The following is a 16,954-nucleotide window of genomic DNA, read 5'->3' on the forward strand; positions in this document are numbered from 1 at the left end:
GTAGTTGAGCAATAATTTATAGGCTTACAGCCTATTGCCTAAAGCCATCGACTACATAAACCCTAACTCAAGCTTTGCCACTTCTGACATCATATCTTGTGAATATGGTGGGTCAAAAGTAAGCTCAACACTTACGTCAGAAACACCATCAATTTCTCTAACTTTTTGCTCGATTTCAACAGGAATTTGCTCTGCTGATGGGCAAGAAGGTGACGTCAAAGTCATGAGAATGTAGATGTTGTTTACGGGAAAAACCTTAATGTCATAAATCAACCCCAACTCATATACATCTACAGGAATTTCGGGGTCATATACCTTTTTAAGTGCCCCAATAACTTCTTCTTTTAATTCTTCCTCAGTCATTGTTTTGTAAAAAACTTGTTAAGTGGTTTATAAAAAGATAGTCTACTTCTCTAATATCTTTCTTTTACACTAATTGATAAGCGATAGCGTAATTTTTCATTTGCTTTACCATCGACACCAAACCGTTTGAACGTGTTTGAGCCAAATGCTGACTCATACCAATTTGGTCAATGAAATAAAGTTCTGATTCTGCAATTTCTTTGGGTGAATGCCCCGACAAAACTCTAATCAACATACTCACCAATCCTTTTACAATTACTGCTTCAGAATCAGCTTCGAATACCAAGTTTTCTCCATCTTTATGAGCGTTTAACCACACTCTACTTTGGCAGCCCTTGATAATATTATCTTCTGTTTTTTGGTCTTCTGGCAAGCCTTTCAGCTTTTTCCCCATGTCAATAATATACTCGTATTTATCTGCCCAATCATCAAATAAAGCAAACTCTTCGATGATTTCGTCTTGTATCTCGTTGATTGTCATTGATTTTTATATCATTTAGTGACTTGTGAATGCGTGGTTAGTAAATTGAACAAACTAAATCACTCACAAATTTATTCACTTTCTCAAACTCGTGGTATTAAGCAAGCATTTTCTTCACACGGTGAAGTCCCGCGATTAAACGATCGACTTCCTCAATTGTATTATAAACCGCAAAAGAGGCTCTTGTAGTTCCAAGAATATTAAAACGTTTCATCAAAGGTTGTGTACAGTGGTGACCTGTACGTACGGCAACCCCCAAATTATCCAACAAAACACCTATGTCCTGCGGGTGAATACCCTCAATCACAAAACTGGCTACTGAAACTTTATTTTTGGCCTCACCAATCATTCTTAATCCTTCGATTTGTAATAATTGCTCCGTAGCGTATTGTAAAAGCATATCTTCGTGAGCCGCAATTTTATCACGACCGATTGAGTCCATGTATTCCAATGCAGCTTTGAGAGCTACTACATCAGCGATATTGGGTGTACCTGCTTCGAATTTGTAAGGAAGTTCGTTATAAGTAGTTTTTTCAAAAGTCACTTCTTTAATCATCTCACCGCCACCCATATATGGAGGCATAGCTTCTAATAAAGCTTTTTTGCCATACAAAGCCCCAACACCAGTTGGACCATACAGTTTATGTGCTGAAAACGCATAAAAATCTGCGTCTAAATCTTGTACATCAATGTCTAAGTGAGAAGTTGCCTGTGCACCGTCTATCATCACTACCGCTCCTACTGCATGCGCTTTGGCTATGATTTCTTTCACTGGGTTAATCGTTCCTAAAGCATTTGAAACATGGTTTACTGATACCAATTTTACTTTTTCAGAAAGCAATTGGTCATACACCTCCATATCCAACTCGCCACGATCATTTACAGGAATAACCTTAAGATTAATCCCCTTTTCTTCGCAAAGCATTTGCCAAGGCACAATATTAGAATGGTGCTCTAGTCCTGAGATAATGATTTCGTCACCTTCTTTGATAAACTTACGTCCGTAAGTACTAGCTACTAGGTTGATACCATTGGTAGTACCAGAGGTAAAGATAATTTCTTCGGTCGAAGCGGCTCCCAAAAATTTACGTACTGCTTCACGCGTAGCTTCAAAATCACGCGTAGCACGTTCGGCCAAAGTGTGAATCCCACGGTGAATATTGGCATTATCAAATTCATAATAATGCTTCAGTGCATTGATAACTGCGATAGGCTTTTGAGTTGTGGCCGCATTATCAAAATACACTAATTTTTTCCCATTGATTTCTTGATCTAGTACAGGAAAGTCTGCTCTGATTTTTTGAATATCTACAATTTCGGTGAGTGTCATGGCAGTTACGTGTTTTTGGGAAGTTCTAAAATAAAATGGTGACTAGCAATTCTGAATTTCTTTTGAAGATACAAACGATGTGCATCGTGTCGCTGGTGACCCGAATCGAGGTGAATGGCATCACAGCCTAATTCGATAGCAAATTGTTTGACAAAATCTAAGAGTTGACTGGCTCGACCTTTTCCACGGGCTTGGGGCAATGTACTGAGGTCATCGATATAGATAATTTTGCCAGCATAAAACAGATTCATACATCGGAATCCTACAGCTGACCAAATTTCTTGATTCGGTTCTTCGACAAAAGCGATTTGATAGGACTCCTTTTGCATTTGCTCATACATTTCCACAAAACGCTCTACGGTAAGATGTGGTCGTAGCTCGTGTATGACAGGAAAGCATCGAAGCAAATCTTCATGTGATTGAACCAGTTTGATTTGCATAGTACCTGAATAAGTAGGAGTTATGAATTAGTGCTGAATGATGAGTTGTGAATGTAAAATTTTAATTATGAATATCTTACATTTTCAATTGATTAAATCATATTTATCATGACTACTTTTTCAAGTAACTAATAACCAACCACTTGCCTCAAAAGCACATTAATTTTGTACCACTACTTAAAATAAATATGTCGGGTAATAAGTTTTGAAATATGAATGTAGAGTTTGTGAATTATGAATAAAAATCTTTAATCATAGATAATTAAAAACTTACATTTACAACTCATAATTTAACACTCACACCTACTTAATACCCGACACGATTTTGATTTTTCTTTAAGATCAATCTTACGCTTGATATATTTTTTCAACAATAAGTCCTTCCAAGTATTCTTTAATAGCTGGAATTTCCATTTTGTCGATTACTTCTTGCGCAAATGCTAACATCAACAAAGCACGAGCAGAATCTTTAGAGATACCACGCGCTTGCATATAAAACAAAGCATCATCGTTTAATTGACCAGTTGTTGTTCCGTGTGAACACTTCACGTCGTCTGCCCAAATTTCCAACTGAGGCTTTGTATTCATCGTCGCATCGTTTGAAATCAACACATTTTTGCAAGACTGGAATGCATTTGTTTTCTGTGCATCTTGTCTTACATAAATTTTACCGTTGAATACCCCTGTTGACTTATCTTTCAAGATACCTTTATATAATTCGTTTGAGTTCGAATTAGGTTTGGCATGGTCAACAGCTGTGTGGTTATCTACGTGTTGTTTTCCGTTTGGAATGTACAAACCGAACATGTTCGCTTCAGCGTACTCACCATCAATTTTGATATTGAGGTTGTTACGTACAAAACCACCATTAGCAGTAACAGTGTTTGCAGTAAATACCGAACGACCTTCTTGATAAACAGCAGTAGTACCGATGTTATAAGATTGATCTGTTTCGTTTTGTACTTTATAGTAGTGTACGTTTGCTTCCTCTGCTACGTAAACTTCGGTAACAGCATTGGTAAACGATACATTTTCACCAAAAGAGCGAAACGCTTCAGCTACTTTCACTTCAGCACGTTTGCCAGCTATAATCAAGTTACGTGGTTGCGCAGCTACGTTAGTTTCGCGAGCATCAGCAATAAAACGCAAGATGATAGGTTGTTCTACTACTTTTTTCTCTGGTACGTAAATAAATACACCATTTTTAGCAAAAGCAGTATTTACAGCTGTAAAAGCATTGTCGGCAGAATCAGCATATTGGTTGAAATATTTTTCAATCACATCAGCATGCGACTTGATAGCCTCCGCTAATGGAAGAATTACCACCTCGTCTGTAGGGCTTACAATGGTACTTAAAGATTCGTTGTAAACACCGTTGATAAAATACAAAATATTGCCATCCAAGTTTGGAATAGCCATTTGCTCTACATCAGCAGCACTAAAGTCGGAAGGGGCATTAAACGCAAACGATTGGCTTACCAAGTTTTTTACGTTAGAATACTTCCATTCTTCATGCTTGATTGTTGGGAAACCCAATTGATCGAAGGTTTGCAAAGCCTGCTGACGTACCAAATGAATCGGGCTTTTGGCCTCGCCATTCATTTTGCCCTCAGCATCTTTAAAGTCAGCAATTAATTGTGCCTTCAAATCAGTATTACTATTCATTTTGTTCGATGATTTGATAATTGGTAGATTGTTACAGTACTACCTTTGAGTAAAACGCCTCAAAGATTACCGAAAATTAAGCGCTTACTTCAGCAGCGTCAACTTCAGCTTTAATCCAATCGTAACCTCTTTCTTCAAGTTCAAGCGCTAATTCTTTTGTACCTGATTTTACGATTCTACCTTTATATAATACGTGTACGTAGTCTGGAACGATATAATCCAACAAACGTTGGTAGTGAGTTACTACGATAGTTGCGTTGTCTGGTGATTTCAATTTGTTTACACCTTCAGCTACAATACGAAGTGCATCGATATCCAAACCTGAGTCAGTTTCGTCAAGGATTGCCAACTTTGGCTCTAATACTGCCATTTGGAAAATCTCATTACGTTTTTTCTCACCACCAGAGAAACCTTCGTTCAACGCACGGTTCAACAAAGACTGGTCGATATTTACGTAAGACATTTTTTGCTTGAACATTTTCAAAAACTGAACTGCATCCAATGGTTCTTCGCCACGGTACTTTCTGATTTCGTTTACAGCAGTTTTCAAAAAGTTAGTTGTCGAAACACCTGGGATTTCGACAGGATATTGAAATGCAAGGAAGATACCTTCAGCAGCACGTTCTTCTGGAGCCAAATCCAAAAGGTCTTTGCCAAAGAAATCTACCGAACCTCCTGTAACTTCATAATCTTCGCGACCTGCCAAAACAGAAGCCAAAGTACTTTTACCTGAACCGTTTGGTCCCATGATAGCGTGAACTTCACCAGCTTTAACTTCTAAGTTGATTCCTTTCAGAATTTCTTTTTCACCAATTTTGGCTTGTAAGTTATTTATCTTTAACATTTTCTTGGTAGTGATATTTGACCTATGACAAACGTTGTAGGATTGGCCTCCTCAATCAAAACTTACTGATTATCATTTGAAAGTACACTTTCATCTGTCAGGAGACAACACCTATTTAATTTAGGCACAAAATTAATTATTGGATTTTTCAAATACTATACTTTATTTAGAACAACTCTAAACAAATTGAAAAAGTTTATATTTATCCACATTTTTCTTAAAAAAAATGACGAAAGTCAGTGATTTTTTTTCTGGAATTTTTAAGACTGACATCGGTAAGCTATTTCTTCTGGTTTTTGGTAGGGTAGTTGAGGGAGGGTTAAAGGACAAAAGTGAATGAGTCAAACTTTGTGCCTTTGTAACTCTATGTCTGTTCACTCTACCACTAAAAAAATACTCCATGCCTAATGCCTCCTTGCCTATCCCCTATTTACTGAACCACCACTTTTATCCTATCCACAGGTATTCCACTGAGGTGATAGTCGAGGATATAAATTCCTTGGGGAAGTTGTTTATTGAATGGTGCTTGATATTCGCCTACAGATTGATTTTCGTTGACTACTTCATGTATCTTTTTTCCTGACAAATCGTAAAGATTAATTTCTACTTGACCTTTTAATAATACTTCATATTTGACCTGACTTTGAGAAGATATAGGGTTAGGAAAAATGGTTAAACTTTGTTTAGGCTCAAAAAAGGCTTCTGTTCCAAGTACAAGCGACTTACTTTGAAATTGTCCATCCAGCCATAAACATCTCGAGCGAATCCAATCTTTCATAAAATTTAATTCATCTTGAAAAGTTGTTCCAACGTAATAGTTAGGCCATACTTTTGTTCCTAAAACTCCTGGCCATCTTTTAAAATTACGTGCTACCGCAGGAGCAATAATCGTAGCCGTTGAGTCGATCCATTGATTGATACGGTCTGTGGATAAAATAGATTTTCGAAGTTCCCCCCAACGAGTAGAAGCTTTGGTTCTAAAATCTTCATCTTGCACGAGTTTTGACCACCAAAGAGGAGACAAATAAATGTCGCCCGTTGGAGATGCCAATGCGTTGATTTGATATTGCCAACCTGTAGTTTTGTATCCTTCATAATAATCAGCATTGCCATACGCCAAGTTGTAGTCCCAAGCTGGTCCCATTTTTAGGCGAGCATCTTTACTATCTTTATCCTTGTAGAAATACGTACTGAGTCGATAACCATCAATATTTTTGGTTAGCTCTGTCAAGATAAAATAGTCTACAAAAGAATCCATATCTATCATATTGCGCCAAGCAGCGTCTTTGTCAAGTGCAGTATTGGCATAAAGTTCTTTTTCAAAAGTTGTCATCCAGCCTTTGATATAGGTCAATTGTTTGGAGGTTAAATCGGCATACTTGGGATATTCTACCTGAAAAAGTACACTTGGTGTCCCAATCGTATTCTTCCAAGACCAAGCAGGCGAACCATTAACCTTATCAATTTTAAGGATATACCCACCCGTGAGTGCATCGCCAGTACTATCGGTGGTTTTGATGCTAGAAATATTGACTCTATTTTTATCTCTTTTGATTTTTTCCATGACCAAATACAACCCATCATAACGACCATTCAAGGTAATTTCACAATAACGAGTACGCGTGGCATATCTACCCATACGATTCGAAATATCATAGGTCAAAGCATCTCGCATAAAGGTTTTATCATTGTAGCTGGCATTGAGTACCCAGTCAGATTCTTCGGGCATTCCTAGAAAAGCTATTTTCTGACTTTTTCCTGTTGTATCTGCCCAAAGTTCAAAGCCATAAGGTTTTTTCGGAAAAAAGTCTTTGGAGGTCGACCCTCTTAGTTCTATTCCCAAATATCCATCGTAACCTGTAGGCGTATCGTTGGGAGTATTTACTCGTCCGTTGCCATTATTAATGAGTTGTAATGTGCCCAAAATTTTAGGCTCATCGGGGATGGTTGCGCCATTTTTCGTGGTAATTTTCAGGATAGGTAAATTTGATTGGTCGAGGGTTTGTGCAATAACAAAATGATGACATAATATACCAATGAAGGTTAGAAGGAATAATTTTTTCATAGTTTGAATAGAATAGTTACCCACAAATATAGTCAATATTTTAGCCGAATAGTGATAATCTATCCTGTAGCATCTATTATCTATTAAATATATTTTTAGCAGAATAAAGTCAGTTTTTTTAGGCAAAAAATCGTTTATTTCTGCACCAAAACCACTTTTTTTATTTTTTCAAAAATAAAAGATGACAAAAGGCTTGTATTTAACTAAAAAAACAAGCTAAATTTAAAACCGAACTTTTACCCTAGTGTTGAACTTTATCTATGAACTATTTAACTGACGAGCAAGTTGCTCAACTTGCTCCAGACGCTTCTTCTTTAAAAGCAGGACGAGACTTATCACATGAACCCAAATGGCTCAATTTTCAATCCAATGAACGAGTATTGTGGGGAGAAGTCCAAGGGAGTGGTAAAAACCCTTATCAAACTCAAATTGATTTAACCAATACCGCCTTCAAATGCTCATGCCCAAGTCGCAAATTTCCTTGTAAACATGGTTTAGGTTTATTGTTTTTGGTTGCCAAAAAAAATGGCGAAATCTCTTCAGCCATCGAGGAACCTTCGTGGGTTAGCGAATGGATGAATAAAAGGAGCGCAAAAGTTAATAAACCAGAAGTATCTACCGAAGAAGAAATATCACCTGAAGTGCTATTAGCACAAGCCGAAAAACAAGCACAAGCAAAAGCCAAACGACAAGAAGAACGCTATCTGAAAGTTCAGAATGGTATTGCAGAACTAGAACTTTGGCTTAAAGATTTAGTACAAGCAGGTCTATTGACAATTCCTCAAAAAGGTGCGCATTATTTTGAGCGCATGGCTGCTCGATTAGTTGACTCGCAGGCTACAGGACTTGCAGGATTGGTCAAGTCTTTTAATAAGTTAGATTTCTTTAAAAATGACGACTGGCAAAAAGAATCATTAGAACTCATCTCTAAAATATACTTATTGATTGAAGCATTCAATCGACTAGATCAACTTCCTCCACTGGTTCAAGAAGAAGTAAAAGCAAGAATTGGCTGGAATATCCAAACCAAAGAATTACTGGAGCGTGAAGACATAGAAACCATCAACGATCATTGGTTGGTAATAGGTCGACAAACCACTATAGAAGAAGGTCTGACCATGCAAAAGAACTGGCTCTGGGGGCTCAAAAGTCAAAAAAATGCCCTAGTACTAAATTTTGCCTTTGGCGGGATGGCCATAGAAACACCCATTTTACCTGGTAGTATTGCACACGCAGATCTGGCTTTTTATCCTAGTAATACACCTTTGAGAGCTACAGTAAAAAACTATATCTCGACTGTAGACTATCTACCTGAACCTATCTCTGGACTCAGCTCTTGGAACGAAGCTCACGCGAAAGCAATAGATATTTTGGCACAAAACCCTTGGACAGATACCGTTCCTTTACTGATTGAGCAAGTATGTATCGTTTTTCATCAAGGAAAATATTACCTACAAGATGCACACGAGACCATTCTGAAGATTGATTCGACAGTAAGTAACGAGCAAATCTGGAAACTATTGGCTATCACTGGTGGTAATGCTGTATCACTAATGGTACTTTATCAGTTTGATTCTGTTAGGCCATTGGGTTTAGTTCAAAATTATGAATATCTATTATTGGACTAGCCCAACAGCTTAGAATTATACTTTAAAAATCAACCTTCGACCAACAATATACCGCTATCGATATTATGTATTGGAGTCACCTAAAAAAAACGGCATTATTGGGCACTACCAAAATGCCATTACAGCTTGAGCCATTGCCAGAACCCATACAAAAAGCCCTTGCTGAAGAAAAAAACACAGAGGATCTATTTCTAAAAGCTTCTGCCATGACGCTTTTGTACGAAAAAGCTGGCACTATGCATGAGAAGGTAACTTTTCCCAATCAGGCATTTTCGGAGACTGAAACCTCTGAGTATAGTTCCAAAAACATTCATGCTATCTGGAAAGGCTTTTTGAACGAAGATAAAGTCAACTATTATCTGGTAGAGTATTTACTTCTCCAATGTACACAAAATCAGTTGATTGTACAGGATCATCTAATTGTTCCGATTCTGAACAAATTTTTCACAAAATTCAAATCAAAACTATATCCTGTTATTGGCAAAAAAGGACTTTGGCTAACACAATTCAATCCTGATTGGCAAGATAAGCTTATAGTTGATAATGTATGGACAGAAGGAAAACCCTCTGCTCGAAAGTTATACTTTAGTAAGTTAAGAAAAGAAACGCCCAACGAAGCACTGGCGCTTTTGGAGGCTTCATGGAGTTCAGAAACAGGAAAAGATCTTAAAGATTTTCTGAATGAATTCTTTCATCGTTTATCTAGTCAAGACCTTGATTTTTTGAATAAAGTACACGAAGAGTTAGCCCAAATCAAAAAGCCCAAGGATATTACTTCCGATACGATTAAAATCATTCTTCGCCTAAAGCTAGGTATTTATGGGTGCGACTGGGCCAATAGCGTTGCTAAGCACATCGTAGATTTGCTTCCTAAGTACTTGGATTCAGAGAAAAAACCTGTAGAAATAGCTACATTCTGGGAAGAAACTAAGCTGAGAGAAACCCTCGGAATGCAGCCAATAAGCCCCTATAGAGGTGTTTCTGATGAATTGTATTGGATTTCTGAGACCTTAACTTATCTACATCCACAATACATATTCGATTATTTTGACAACGATATACAAAAGCCTATTCAAAAATTTGTAGATACTCCCGAGTCACTATTGCTCAATGCTTTTTCACAAAGCATGGAACTTGCTACACCTGATCAAATTGATATGTTCCTATCAAGTTGTGACTTTTCAAAATATGCTTGGCATGATTTAATACAATTTCTCAATTGGGAACGACAAGAAGTTCTTTTGATGAAAAATGATTCTATTGATCTTGCGATACTTAAAGATTTCGTCTTATTAAATCCGCATCAAGAATATTCCACAAAATTTTCAACGTACATTTTATCAGTTTTAGCCTCTGTAATTGTTAATCCGCAAACCTTTTACACGTTAATGTACGAGCATGATTTAATGAGTACTCTAGGAAGATGTTTTTCAACTCAGCTTCTAAAACAACTTGATAATTACCCTGAACAAATTCAAACCGAGCCGCACAGAAACATGTGGGAACGCTCCGTAGTAGTTCCTCTAAAATCTTCACTGTATTACAAAAAGATGATTCAAGCGGAATTTTTACAAAAACTATAGCCAATACCAAATTATAACACATAGTTAGATTATAAACCTTCAACACCATGAACGTATTACGTCAACACGCAGAAGAGCAGTTTGCTCATGAATTAGAAGAAATTAGTAAACAAGATAAAAATGTCCGTCCAACCAGTTGGAATCTTTCACCACAGGCGGTTGTACACTACCTAATAGGTGGCAAACTACCGAATGGGTTTGAGGTATCACCCAAATATATCGGTAATCGTCGCTTGATGGAAATCGCTGTAGCCACTCTTACCACCGACCGAGCGCTACTATTATATGGATTGCCCGGAACAGCCAAGTCATGGGTAGCAGAGCATTTGGCAGCAGCGATTTCGGGAAATTCAACATTGCTCGTACAAGGTACGGCTGGAACCAGCGAAGAAGCCATTCGTTATGGTTGGAATTATGCCAAATTGTTGGCAGAAGGTCCAAGCGAAAATGCCTTGGTAACCACTCCAATGATGCAGGCGATGCGCACAGGAAAAATTGCCAGAATTGAGGAATTAACACGTATCACTGCCGATGTTCAAGATACTTTGATTACTATTTTATCTGAAAAAACACTCCCTATTCCAGAGCTAAATATGGAAGTGCAAGCAGTAAGGGGATTTAATGTGATTGCCACAGCCAACAACCGTGACAAAGGAGTAAACGAATTGTCAGGTGCCCTAAAACGCCGTTTCAATACAGTGATTTTACCTGTTCCTGAAACGATGAAGGAAGAGATAGCAATTGTACAACATCGTGTATCTAGCTTACAAAAAGCCCTAGAGCTTCCTGCTGAGGCACCTGCTCTAAAGGAAATTCAACGAATTGTAACTATTTTCCGTGAGTTACGTGCTGGCGTAACTGCCGATGGTAAAACCAAAATCAAAACGCCATCCAGTACCATGAGTACTGCCGAAGCTATTTCGGTAGTAAATAATGGTTTAGCCTTAGCTGCTCATTTTGGTGATGGTCGTCTCAATGCCGAAGATTTGGCTGCTGGTTTGGTTGGTGCTGTGGTAAAAGACCCTATTCAAGATAAAGTCGTTTGGAATGAATATTTGGAAACAGTCATCAAAACACGTGAAGACTGGAAAGACGTGTATCGTGCCTGCAAAGAGATTGTATTGTAATATGTACAATATCTATTCATGACAAACTGAATCTTTAACGCTTAAATCTGCACGCAAAATATGCCCTTAACAATTTTGGGAATACGACATCATGGGGTAGGTTCAACCCAAAATGTAATCGAAATGTTGGAGCAAATCCAACCAGATATGGTACTGGTTGAAGGCGCTCCAGAACTAGATTCGATTATTTCTTGGATTGGTAATGAACAGCTCAGACCTCCCGTGGCTGTACTTGGTTACAACGTAGACGAACCCCAACAGGCTACCTTCTACCCTTTTGCAGAATTTTCGCCTGAGTGGCAAGCTATTCTTTATGCCAACAAACGCCAAATTCCAGTAAGAATGTTGGATCTACCTTTAGCCATAGGTTTTCAACAAAAGAAGAATGAACAAAGAACGGAAAATGATATTGTAGAAGAAACCAATATTGAAGATAACGATATCGAAGATTCCAAGCCATTAGAGCCCCTGCATATTCATCAAGACCCTATTTCTTACTTTGCAGAAATAGCAGGTTATGACAATTCGGAACTTTGGTGGGAGCATCACTTCGAACATAACTATATAGCAAATAGTGCCAAAGAGCATTTTGATGCCGTAATGCTCATGATGACGGAACTTCGCCGTGCCAATATTCCATCGGTATTGGATGAAGAAAATATTGCCCGTGAAGCCTATATGCGTGAGATTATCCGAAAAGCTCAAAACGAACTTTTCGGCAATATTGTAGTCGTTTGTGGTGCTTGGCACGCTCCTGCGTTGCTCGATGTGGACAGCACCGCCAAAGCGGATACGAAACTCTTAAAGTCTTTACCCAAAACTAAAATCAAAGTAGCCACCACTTGGATTCCATGGACAAACGGGCGTTTATCCATGTACTCAGGATATGGTGCAGGTATTACCTCGCCAGGTTGGTATGACTTTTTGTGGAAAAAAGGCAAAAGAAAAGATTTTGCCATAGAATGGCTCAGCCTTGTAGCGAGACTTTTCCGAAAAAAGCAAATTGATATATCTACAGCGCACGTTATTGAGGCATTTCGTTTGGCTGAGACTTTAACTAGTTTACGTGGACTTTCTCGTATTGGCTTACTCGAACTCAACGAAGCTACCCAAACAGTAATGTGTATGGGCGATACAGTTTTATTGAGTTTGGTCAAAGATAAACTTATCGTGGCCAATCGCTTGGGCGAAGTTCCCGACGAATTACCGAAAGTTCCTCTTCAACTTGATTTTGAAAAGTTGGCAAAAAGTAACCGTTTGGCACTTACAGCCGAAAAGAAAGATTATGAATTAGACCTTCGAAAAGAGCTAGATCTCAATCGAAGTAAAATGATTCACCGACTGGATATTTTGGAAATCAATTGGGGACAAAAAGTCTATGCCCGTAGCAAAGGAACATTTAAAGAAGCATGGACCTTGTCATGGAAACCCGAAATGTATTTGGCTTTGATTGATAAAGCAGTTTGGGGCAACACGCTTGAAGATACTTGTACAAAATACTTGATTGACACTAGTCAAAAATCACAAAATATTGGAAAAATTGCTGAGAACATCCAAAAGGCAATACCTGCCGAGCTGTTTGTAGCAATTGAATTTTTGCTTAAAAAAATTGACGAAGTTGCTGCCATTTCTGCCGATATCTTAGACTTAATGACCGCGCTTAAGCCTATGGTGGAAATCAGCAGATATGGAAACGTTCGCAAAACTGATTTAGGTGCAATTCGTCAGATTGTGGATGCTCTCCTCACCCGTATATGTATAGGTTTGCCAAATGCCTGCTACGGACTCGATGATGACAATTCGCGAAAAGTATTCGAGCATATCAAACAAGTAAATGAAGCAACTAAGCTAATCGAAAATGAAGACTTGACACAGTTATGGTTTGATACGCTTAAAAAACTTTTGACCAAAGATGGCGTTCATGGTATCATTCAAGGCTGTACTTGTCGCTTATTACTTGATGTTCAAGAAATTAATACTGAAGAAACCGCAGAGCGATTTGCTTGGGCTTTGTCACAAGGACAAGAACCCAATTTTTCGGCAGGTTGGCTCGAAGGATTCCTCAAAGGAAGTGGTATGATTTTAATCTACGACCATGTCCTATGGAACCTCCTCTACAAATGGGTAGCTGAGCTACCTCAGGAATACTTTACGGAGCTATTACCCATTTTACGACGTACTTTTTCACAATTTGAACCTAACGAACGAAAACAACTAGGAGAAAAAGCCAAAGCTGGCACTATTATTCAATCACTAGAATTTACCACTATTAACGAAAATTTTAACCCTCAATTCGCCGAAAGCGTACTGCCTATGTTAGAAACGCTTTTGGGTATTAATCCACTATGAAAAATTTAGAGAAATTAGAAATCTTTATCGAAAATCTAAAAAAATCAGTTCATGCATACGCCCGTGTTGAAGCTGATAGCTGCATCGAATATCTGAGAAGTGACGACCCTACGATTCCAGTACCTCCTATACAAAACTACTGGGTAATCACAGGGTTTGAGCAGTTATTGGGCAATGTAGACGAATGGGATGAATGGGAAGAAAAAATCATGGCATTGATGACTCAACCTTCCAATTGGAATGAACCTCAAGCATTGGGATTTTCCACCTACGGTGGCTTTCGTGATTTTACTGATTGGGTCAGCAAACAAATACTACGTAGCAAGAATAATCTTGACATAACCAAAATCCTCCAACTAGCAAGTCGTTTTATTACCGATGAAGCATTCCTAATTTACTTTTTAAATACAAAGACATTTTTTGTTGATGGAAACCAAAATTTGACAAAATGGGGAAATTATCTTTTGCTCAATAATCAACACTATAATCCAATTTTGCTGAATACCAGTATAGAAGCTAATGAGAAAACCCTCCTAGTAATGTTTCTTTTATCCTCTAAGCAAAATGAATTTTTATCGTCAACAATCGACTCATTGATTGTTGATGATAATATTTTGAATATCACCGATTTGCTACTTAATGAGGATTCAACAAAATATGAACCACTCATCTTCACTAAATGGCAAAACCTAAAGAATAGTTATATATTCATTAAACTGTATGAATTTTTGGCGAACAAGTTTCCCGAAAAATATAACCCACTTGAATTAGATGCCATTCAAAAAACACTTACCATCGAATTGAATTGGTGTAGTACCAACTATGCCAGTCTTTACTGTTATGGGCCTGAGCCAATCACTGTGTTAGCTCACTGCTTTAATTTTTTGGTAAAAAAAGAAACTCAGGAAACTAAAAAACGATTCCAAAGCGAACTACAAAATATCTACTCAATACCTGTTGACCTTTTAGTAGCGATAGCAAACGAATTGAAAGAAGATGGTTTAGATATTTTAATAGAAGCCCTACAACAAGACCCGAATAATCTTTACTGGAATGATAAAGATTTCTTCAAAAAATACTTCAAAATCGTTGAAGCACTTGATTTCCGCTCACACCAAGAATATTTCTGGGATTTGAGTAAAAACAAATCGAAAGAGTTACGAAGATTAGGTGCTGGTCTATTGAGTAAATTAGGCAATGAAGCCATTCCAAACGCTTCTGAACTAACAAAGTCTAAAAAGTTGGAGGCTAGACAAATGGGCTTTCTGATTTTATCCCTTATCAATACCGATGAATCAAAAGTCATTTTGGTTGAACTTTTGGAACAAGAAAAGAATGATGAGGCTCGTGATATTATTCTGGAATCATTGCGTCACTTAGTTAGTAAACAAAATTCTTTAGCAGAAATTAATACCAAAATAGCATTTGCTCAAAAAAGAGCTAAGCTCAATGCTCCATTAACGCCATGGCTCGACGAAAAGGTGCTTCCTCCACTATACTTCAAAGATGGTACCCAGCTAAGCGTTGAGGCGTTTCGTTTCTTACATTATCGTATGAGTCGTGCCAAAGAAATTCGCCTCGATATAGAAGCAAAATTACTTATTGAGCATTTGGATACTGACAAAAACTACGAATATGCCGCTAGTTTATTGGATGCCTATTTTGTCAATGGAGCACTAGCTAATTTCAAATTCTGTTTGACGCTCGCTAGTATTTTTGGAGATACTACTGTCATCCGTCAATTGCGTAATAAGGTGCAAGAATTTGCCGATAACAATCGTGGTAAAATGGCGGAATATGTCGTAAAAGCATTAGCGCTCAATGGCGGAACACAGGCATTGCGTCATGTGGAGTACTTTTCTAGAAAATATAAAAACAAAAATAAAAACGTTGGCGCTGCCGCAACCGAGTCGTTTACCATTGTTGCCGAAGAGCTGGGAATATCTCCATACGATCTAGCCGACCAAATCATTCCTGATTTTGGCTTTGAAGGATTGTTTAAAACCTTTGAAGTTGAAGGACAAGAATATCGTGCCTTTGTGAATCAAGATTTTAAATTCCTTTTCTTAAATGAAGATAACAAAACGCTAAAAGCGCTTCCTAAAGGAACGCCAGTGGATTTACAAGAGGAATTTAAAGAGATAGGAAAGGAAATCAAAGACATCGTGAAATCTCAAACACCTCGTTTGGAGCAATACCTCATTATTCAACGTCAATGGGATACTGAAAAATGGCAGAGCCTTTTCCTGAATAACCCCATTATGTTTGTCTATGCAACGAGGTTAATTTGGGGTGCTTTCAACGATCAAAAGCAATTGTTATTTACCTTCAAAGTGCAAGAAGATCAAACGTGTATCAACCAAGATGGTGACGAGGTAACGTTTGAAGAAGGACAAATGATTCGAATGGTGCATCCACTAATTCTTGAGACGGAGACCATCAACTATTGGTCAGAAGTATTAGAGGATGAAGGGCTATCACCTGCATTTTTACAACTCAATCGTGAGGTAGTCAATTTTGACCCTGCGGATAAAGGAACCCTTATTTCCTCAAAGTACAGAGGCATTGAAATGTCAGGATACACCTTCGTGTCTGTACTTGAAAAAAGAGGCTGGTTTAGAGGTTCGGTTGTCGATGCAGGCTTCATCAGCAATTATTACAAAAACTTTGCTGAAGAAGGTATCACAGCCATTATTACACAAGAGGGAGATATATGTGTAGGTTATCTGGACTCCATCGGAGGAATTGGCAACCTTATGTTTGTAAAATACGGTAGTGTCGACTTTGGAAGTTATACATATGATGAACCAGGGCACACAAACGACCCAAGACTAATTCCTTTTGAACAAATCTCCCCTATCATTTACTCTGAGGTAATGGCAGATATGCAGTTTTTCAAAGAAAATGATACTAGACAAAACAGCGGTAATTTAAATCCATCTCTATAAATGGGCTACAAAATACTCTCGAGTAATATTCTTCCGTATTATTACACATTTTGCAACGTGGCTTTTCTCATTTTAAAGCTTACCTTGACTTTTTCACCAAGGTAAGCTCTATTAGTCATAAGAATTTAATA

Annotated in this window: 12 protein-coding genes; 5 read left to right on the plus strand and 7 right to left on the minus strand. The window is 37.9% G+C overall.

The genetic code is table 11. The features are described from left to right. Positions 1-51: 51 nt before the first annotated feature. From GVN22_RS14895 to GVN22_RS14925, 7 genes are all read right to left on the minus strand, one after another. On the minus strand, positions 52-363 hold the full coding sequence (locus tag GVN22_RS14895; RefSeq protein ID WP_166551800.1) for a DUF59 domain-containing protein: 312 nt from the start codon (positions 361-363) through the stop codon (positions 52-54). A gap of 64 nt (positions 364-427) precedes the next feature. Continuing rightward, positions 428-844 (minus strand): SufE family protein, encoded by a 417-nt coding sequence (locus tag GVN22_RS14900; protein WP_166551801.1) that lies wholly within the window; start codon positions 842-844, stop codon positions 428-430. Positions 845-941: 97 nt separating this feature from the next. Continuing rightward, entirely contained in the window at positions 942-2,159 is a 1,218-nt protein-coding gene (locus tag GVN22_RS14905) for a SufS family cysteine desulfurase (RefSeq protein WP_370520418.1), read from the minus strand. Positions 2,160-2,179: 20 nt separating this feature from the next. Then, the gene (locus GVN22_RS14910) at positions 2,180-2,614 is read right to left on the minus strand and encodes a GNAT family N-acetyltransferase (RefSeq protein ID WP_166551803.1); all 435 of its coding nucleotides are present in this window, start codon (positions 2,612-2,614) and stop codon (positions 2,180-2,182) included. A 348-nt stretch (positions 2,615-2,962) separates the two neighbouring features. Continuing rightward, positions 2,963-4,279 (minus strand): Fe-S cluster assembly protein SufD, encoded by a 1,317-nt coding sequence (gene sufD / locus GVN22_RS14915; RefSeq protein ID WP_166551804.1) that lies wholly within the window; start codon positions 4,277-4,279, stop codon positions 2,963-2,965. Between the two features lie 76 nt (positions 4,280-4,355). Next, positions 4,356-5,123, minus strand: coding sequence for a Fe-S cluster assembly ATPase SufC (gene sufC / locus GVN22_RS14920; RefSeq protein WP_095160363.1), 768 nt, complete (start codon positions 5,121-5,123; stop codon positions 4,356-4,358). Between the two features lie 430 nt (positions 5,124-5,553). Continuing rightward, entirely contained in the window at positions 5,554-7,188 is a 1,635-nt protein-coding gene (locus tag GVN22_RS14925) for a CotH kinase family protein (RefSeq protein ID WP_166551805.1), read from the minus strand. Between the two features lie 260 nt (positions 7,189-7,448). On the opposite strand from GVN22_RS14925, the gene GVN22_RS14930 reads away from it, so the two are divergent. From GVN22_RS14930 to GVN22_RS14950, 5 genes are all read left to right on the plus strand, one after another. Beyond that, positions 7,449-8,816, plus strand: coding sequence for an SWIM zinc finger family protein (locus GVN22_RS14930; RefSeq protein ID WP_166551806.1), 1,368 nt, complete (start codon positions 7,449-7,451; stop codon positions 8,814-8,816). Positions 8,817-8,881: 65 nt separating this feature from the next. Beyond that, positions 8,882-10,399: a DUF5691 domain-containing protein gene (locus tag GVN22_RS14935; protein ID WP_166551807.1), complete on the plus strand. Its 1,518-nt coding sequence runs from the start codon at positions 8,882-8,884 to the stop codon at positions 10,397-10,399. A gap of 47 nt (positions 10,400-10,446) precedes the next feature. Next, positions 10,447-11,526 (plus strand): AAA family ATPase, encoded by a 1,080-nt coding sequence (locus GVN22_RS14940; protein ID WP_166551808.1) that lies wholly within the window; start codon positions 10,447-10,449, stop codon positions 11,524-11,526. Between the two features lie 60 nt (positions 11,527-11,586). Continuing rightward, entirely contained in the window at positions 11,587-13,875 is a 2,289-nt protein-coding gene (locus tag GVN22_RS14945) for a DUF5682 family protein (protein ID WP_166551809.1), read from the plus strand. Continuing rightward, a complete protein-coding gene (locus tag GVN22_RS14950) occupies positions 13,872-16,823 on the plus strand; it encodes a DUF4132 domain-containing protein (RefSeq protein ID WP_166551810.1) in 2,952 nt (983 codons plus the stop codon). The genes GVN22_RS14945 and GVN22_RS14950 overlap by 4 nt, the downstream gene beginning before the upstream one ends. Positions 16,824-16,954 lie beyond the last annotated feature (131 nt).

The organism is Cellulophaga sp. BC115SP (assembly GCF_009905545.1).
Taxonomy (GTDB): domain Bacteria; phylum Bacteroidota; class Bacteroidia; order Cytophagales; family Spirosomataceae; genus Flectobacillus; species Flectobacillus rivi.

Bases quoted from the DNA above. Each gene is read 5' to 3' on its own strand.
- GVN22_RS14895 (WP_166551800.1), bottom strand. From the start codon at position 363: ATGACTGAGGAAGAATTAAAAGAAGAAGTTATTGGGGCACTTAAAAAG.
- GVN22_RS14900 (WP_166551801.1), bottom strand. From the start codon at position 844: ATGACAATCAACGAGATACAAGACGAAATCATCGAAGAGTTTGCTTTA.
- GVN22_RS14910 (WP_166551803.1), bottom strand. From the start codon at position 2,614: ATGCAAATCAAACTGGTTCAATCACATGAAGATTTGCTTCGATGCTTT.
- sufD (WP_166551804.1), bottom strand. From the start codon at position 4,279: ATGAATAGTAATACTGATTTGAAGGCACAATTAATTGCTGACTTTAAA.
- sufC (WP_095160363.1), bottom strand. From the start codon at position 5,123: ATGTTAAAGATAAATAACTTACAAGCCAAAATTGGTGAAAAAGAAATT.
- GVN22_RS14925 (WP_166551805.1), bottom strand. From the start codon at position 7,188: ATGAAAAAATTATTCCTTCTAACCTTCATTGGTATATTATGTCATCAT.
- GVN22_RS14930 (WP_166551806.1), top strand. From the start codon at position 7,449: ATGAACTATTTAACTGACGAGCAAGTTGCTCAACTTGCTCCAGACGCT.
- GVN22_RS14935 (WP_166551807.1), top strand. From the start codon at position 8,882: ATGTATTGGAGTCACCTAAAAAAAACGGCATTATTGGGCACTACCAAA.
- GVN22_RS14940 (WP_166551808.1), top strand. From the start codon at position 10,447: ATGAACGTATTACGTCAACACGCAGAAGAGCAGTTTGCTCATGAATTA.
- GVN22_RS14945 (WP_166551809.1), top strand. From the start codon at position 11,587: ATGCCCTTAACAATTTTGGGAATACGACATCATGGGGTAGGTTCAACC.
- GVN22_RS14950 (WP_166551810.1), top strand. From the start codon at position 13,872: ATGAAAAATTTAGAGAAATTAGAAATCTTTATCGAAAATCTAAAAAAA.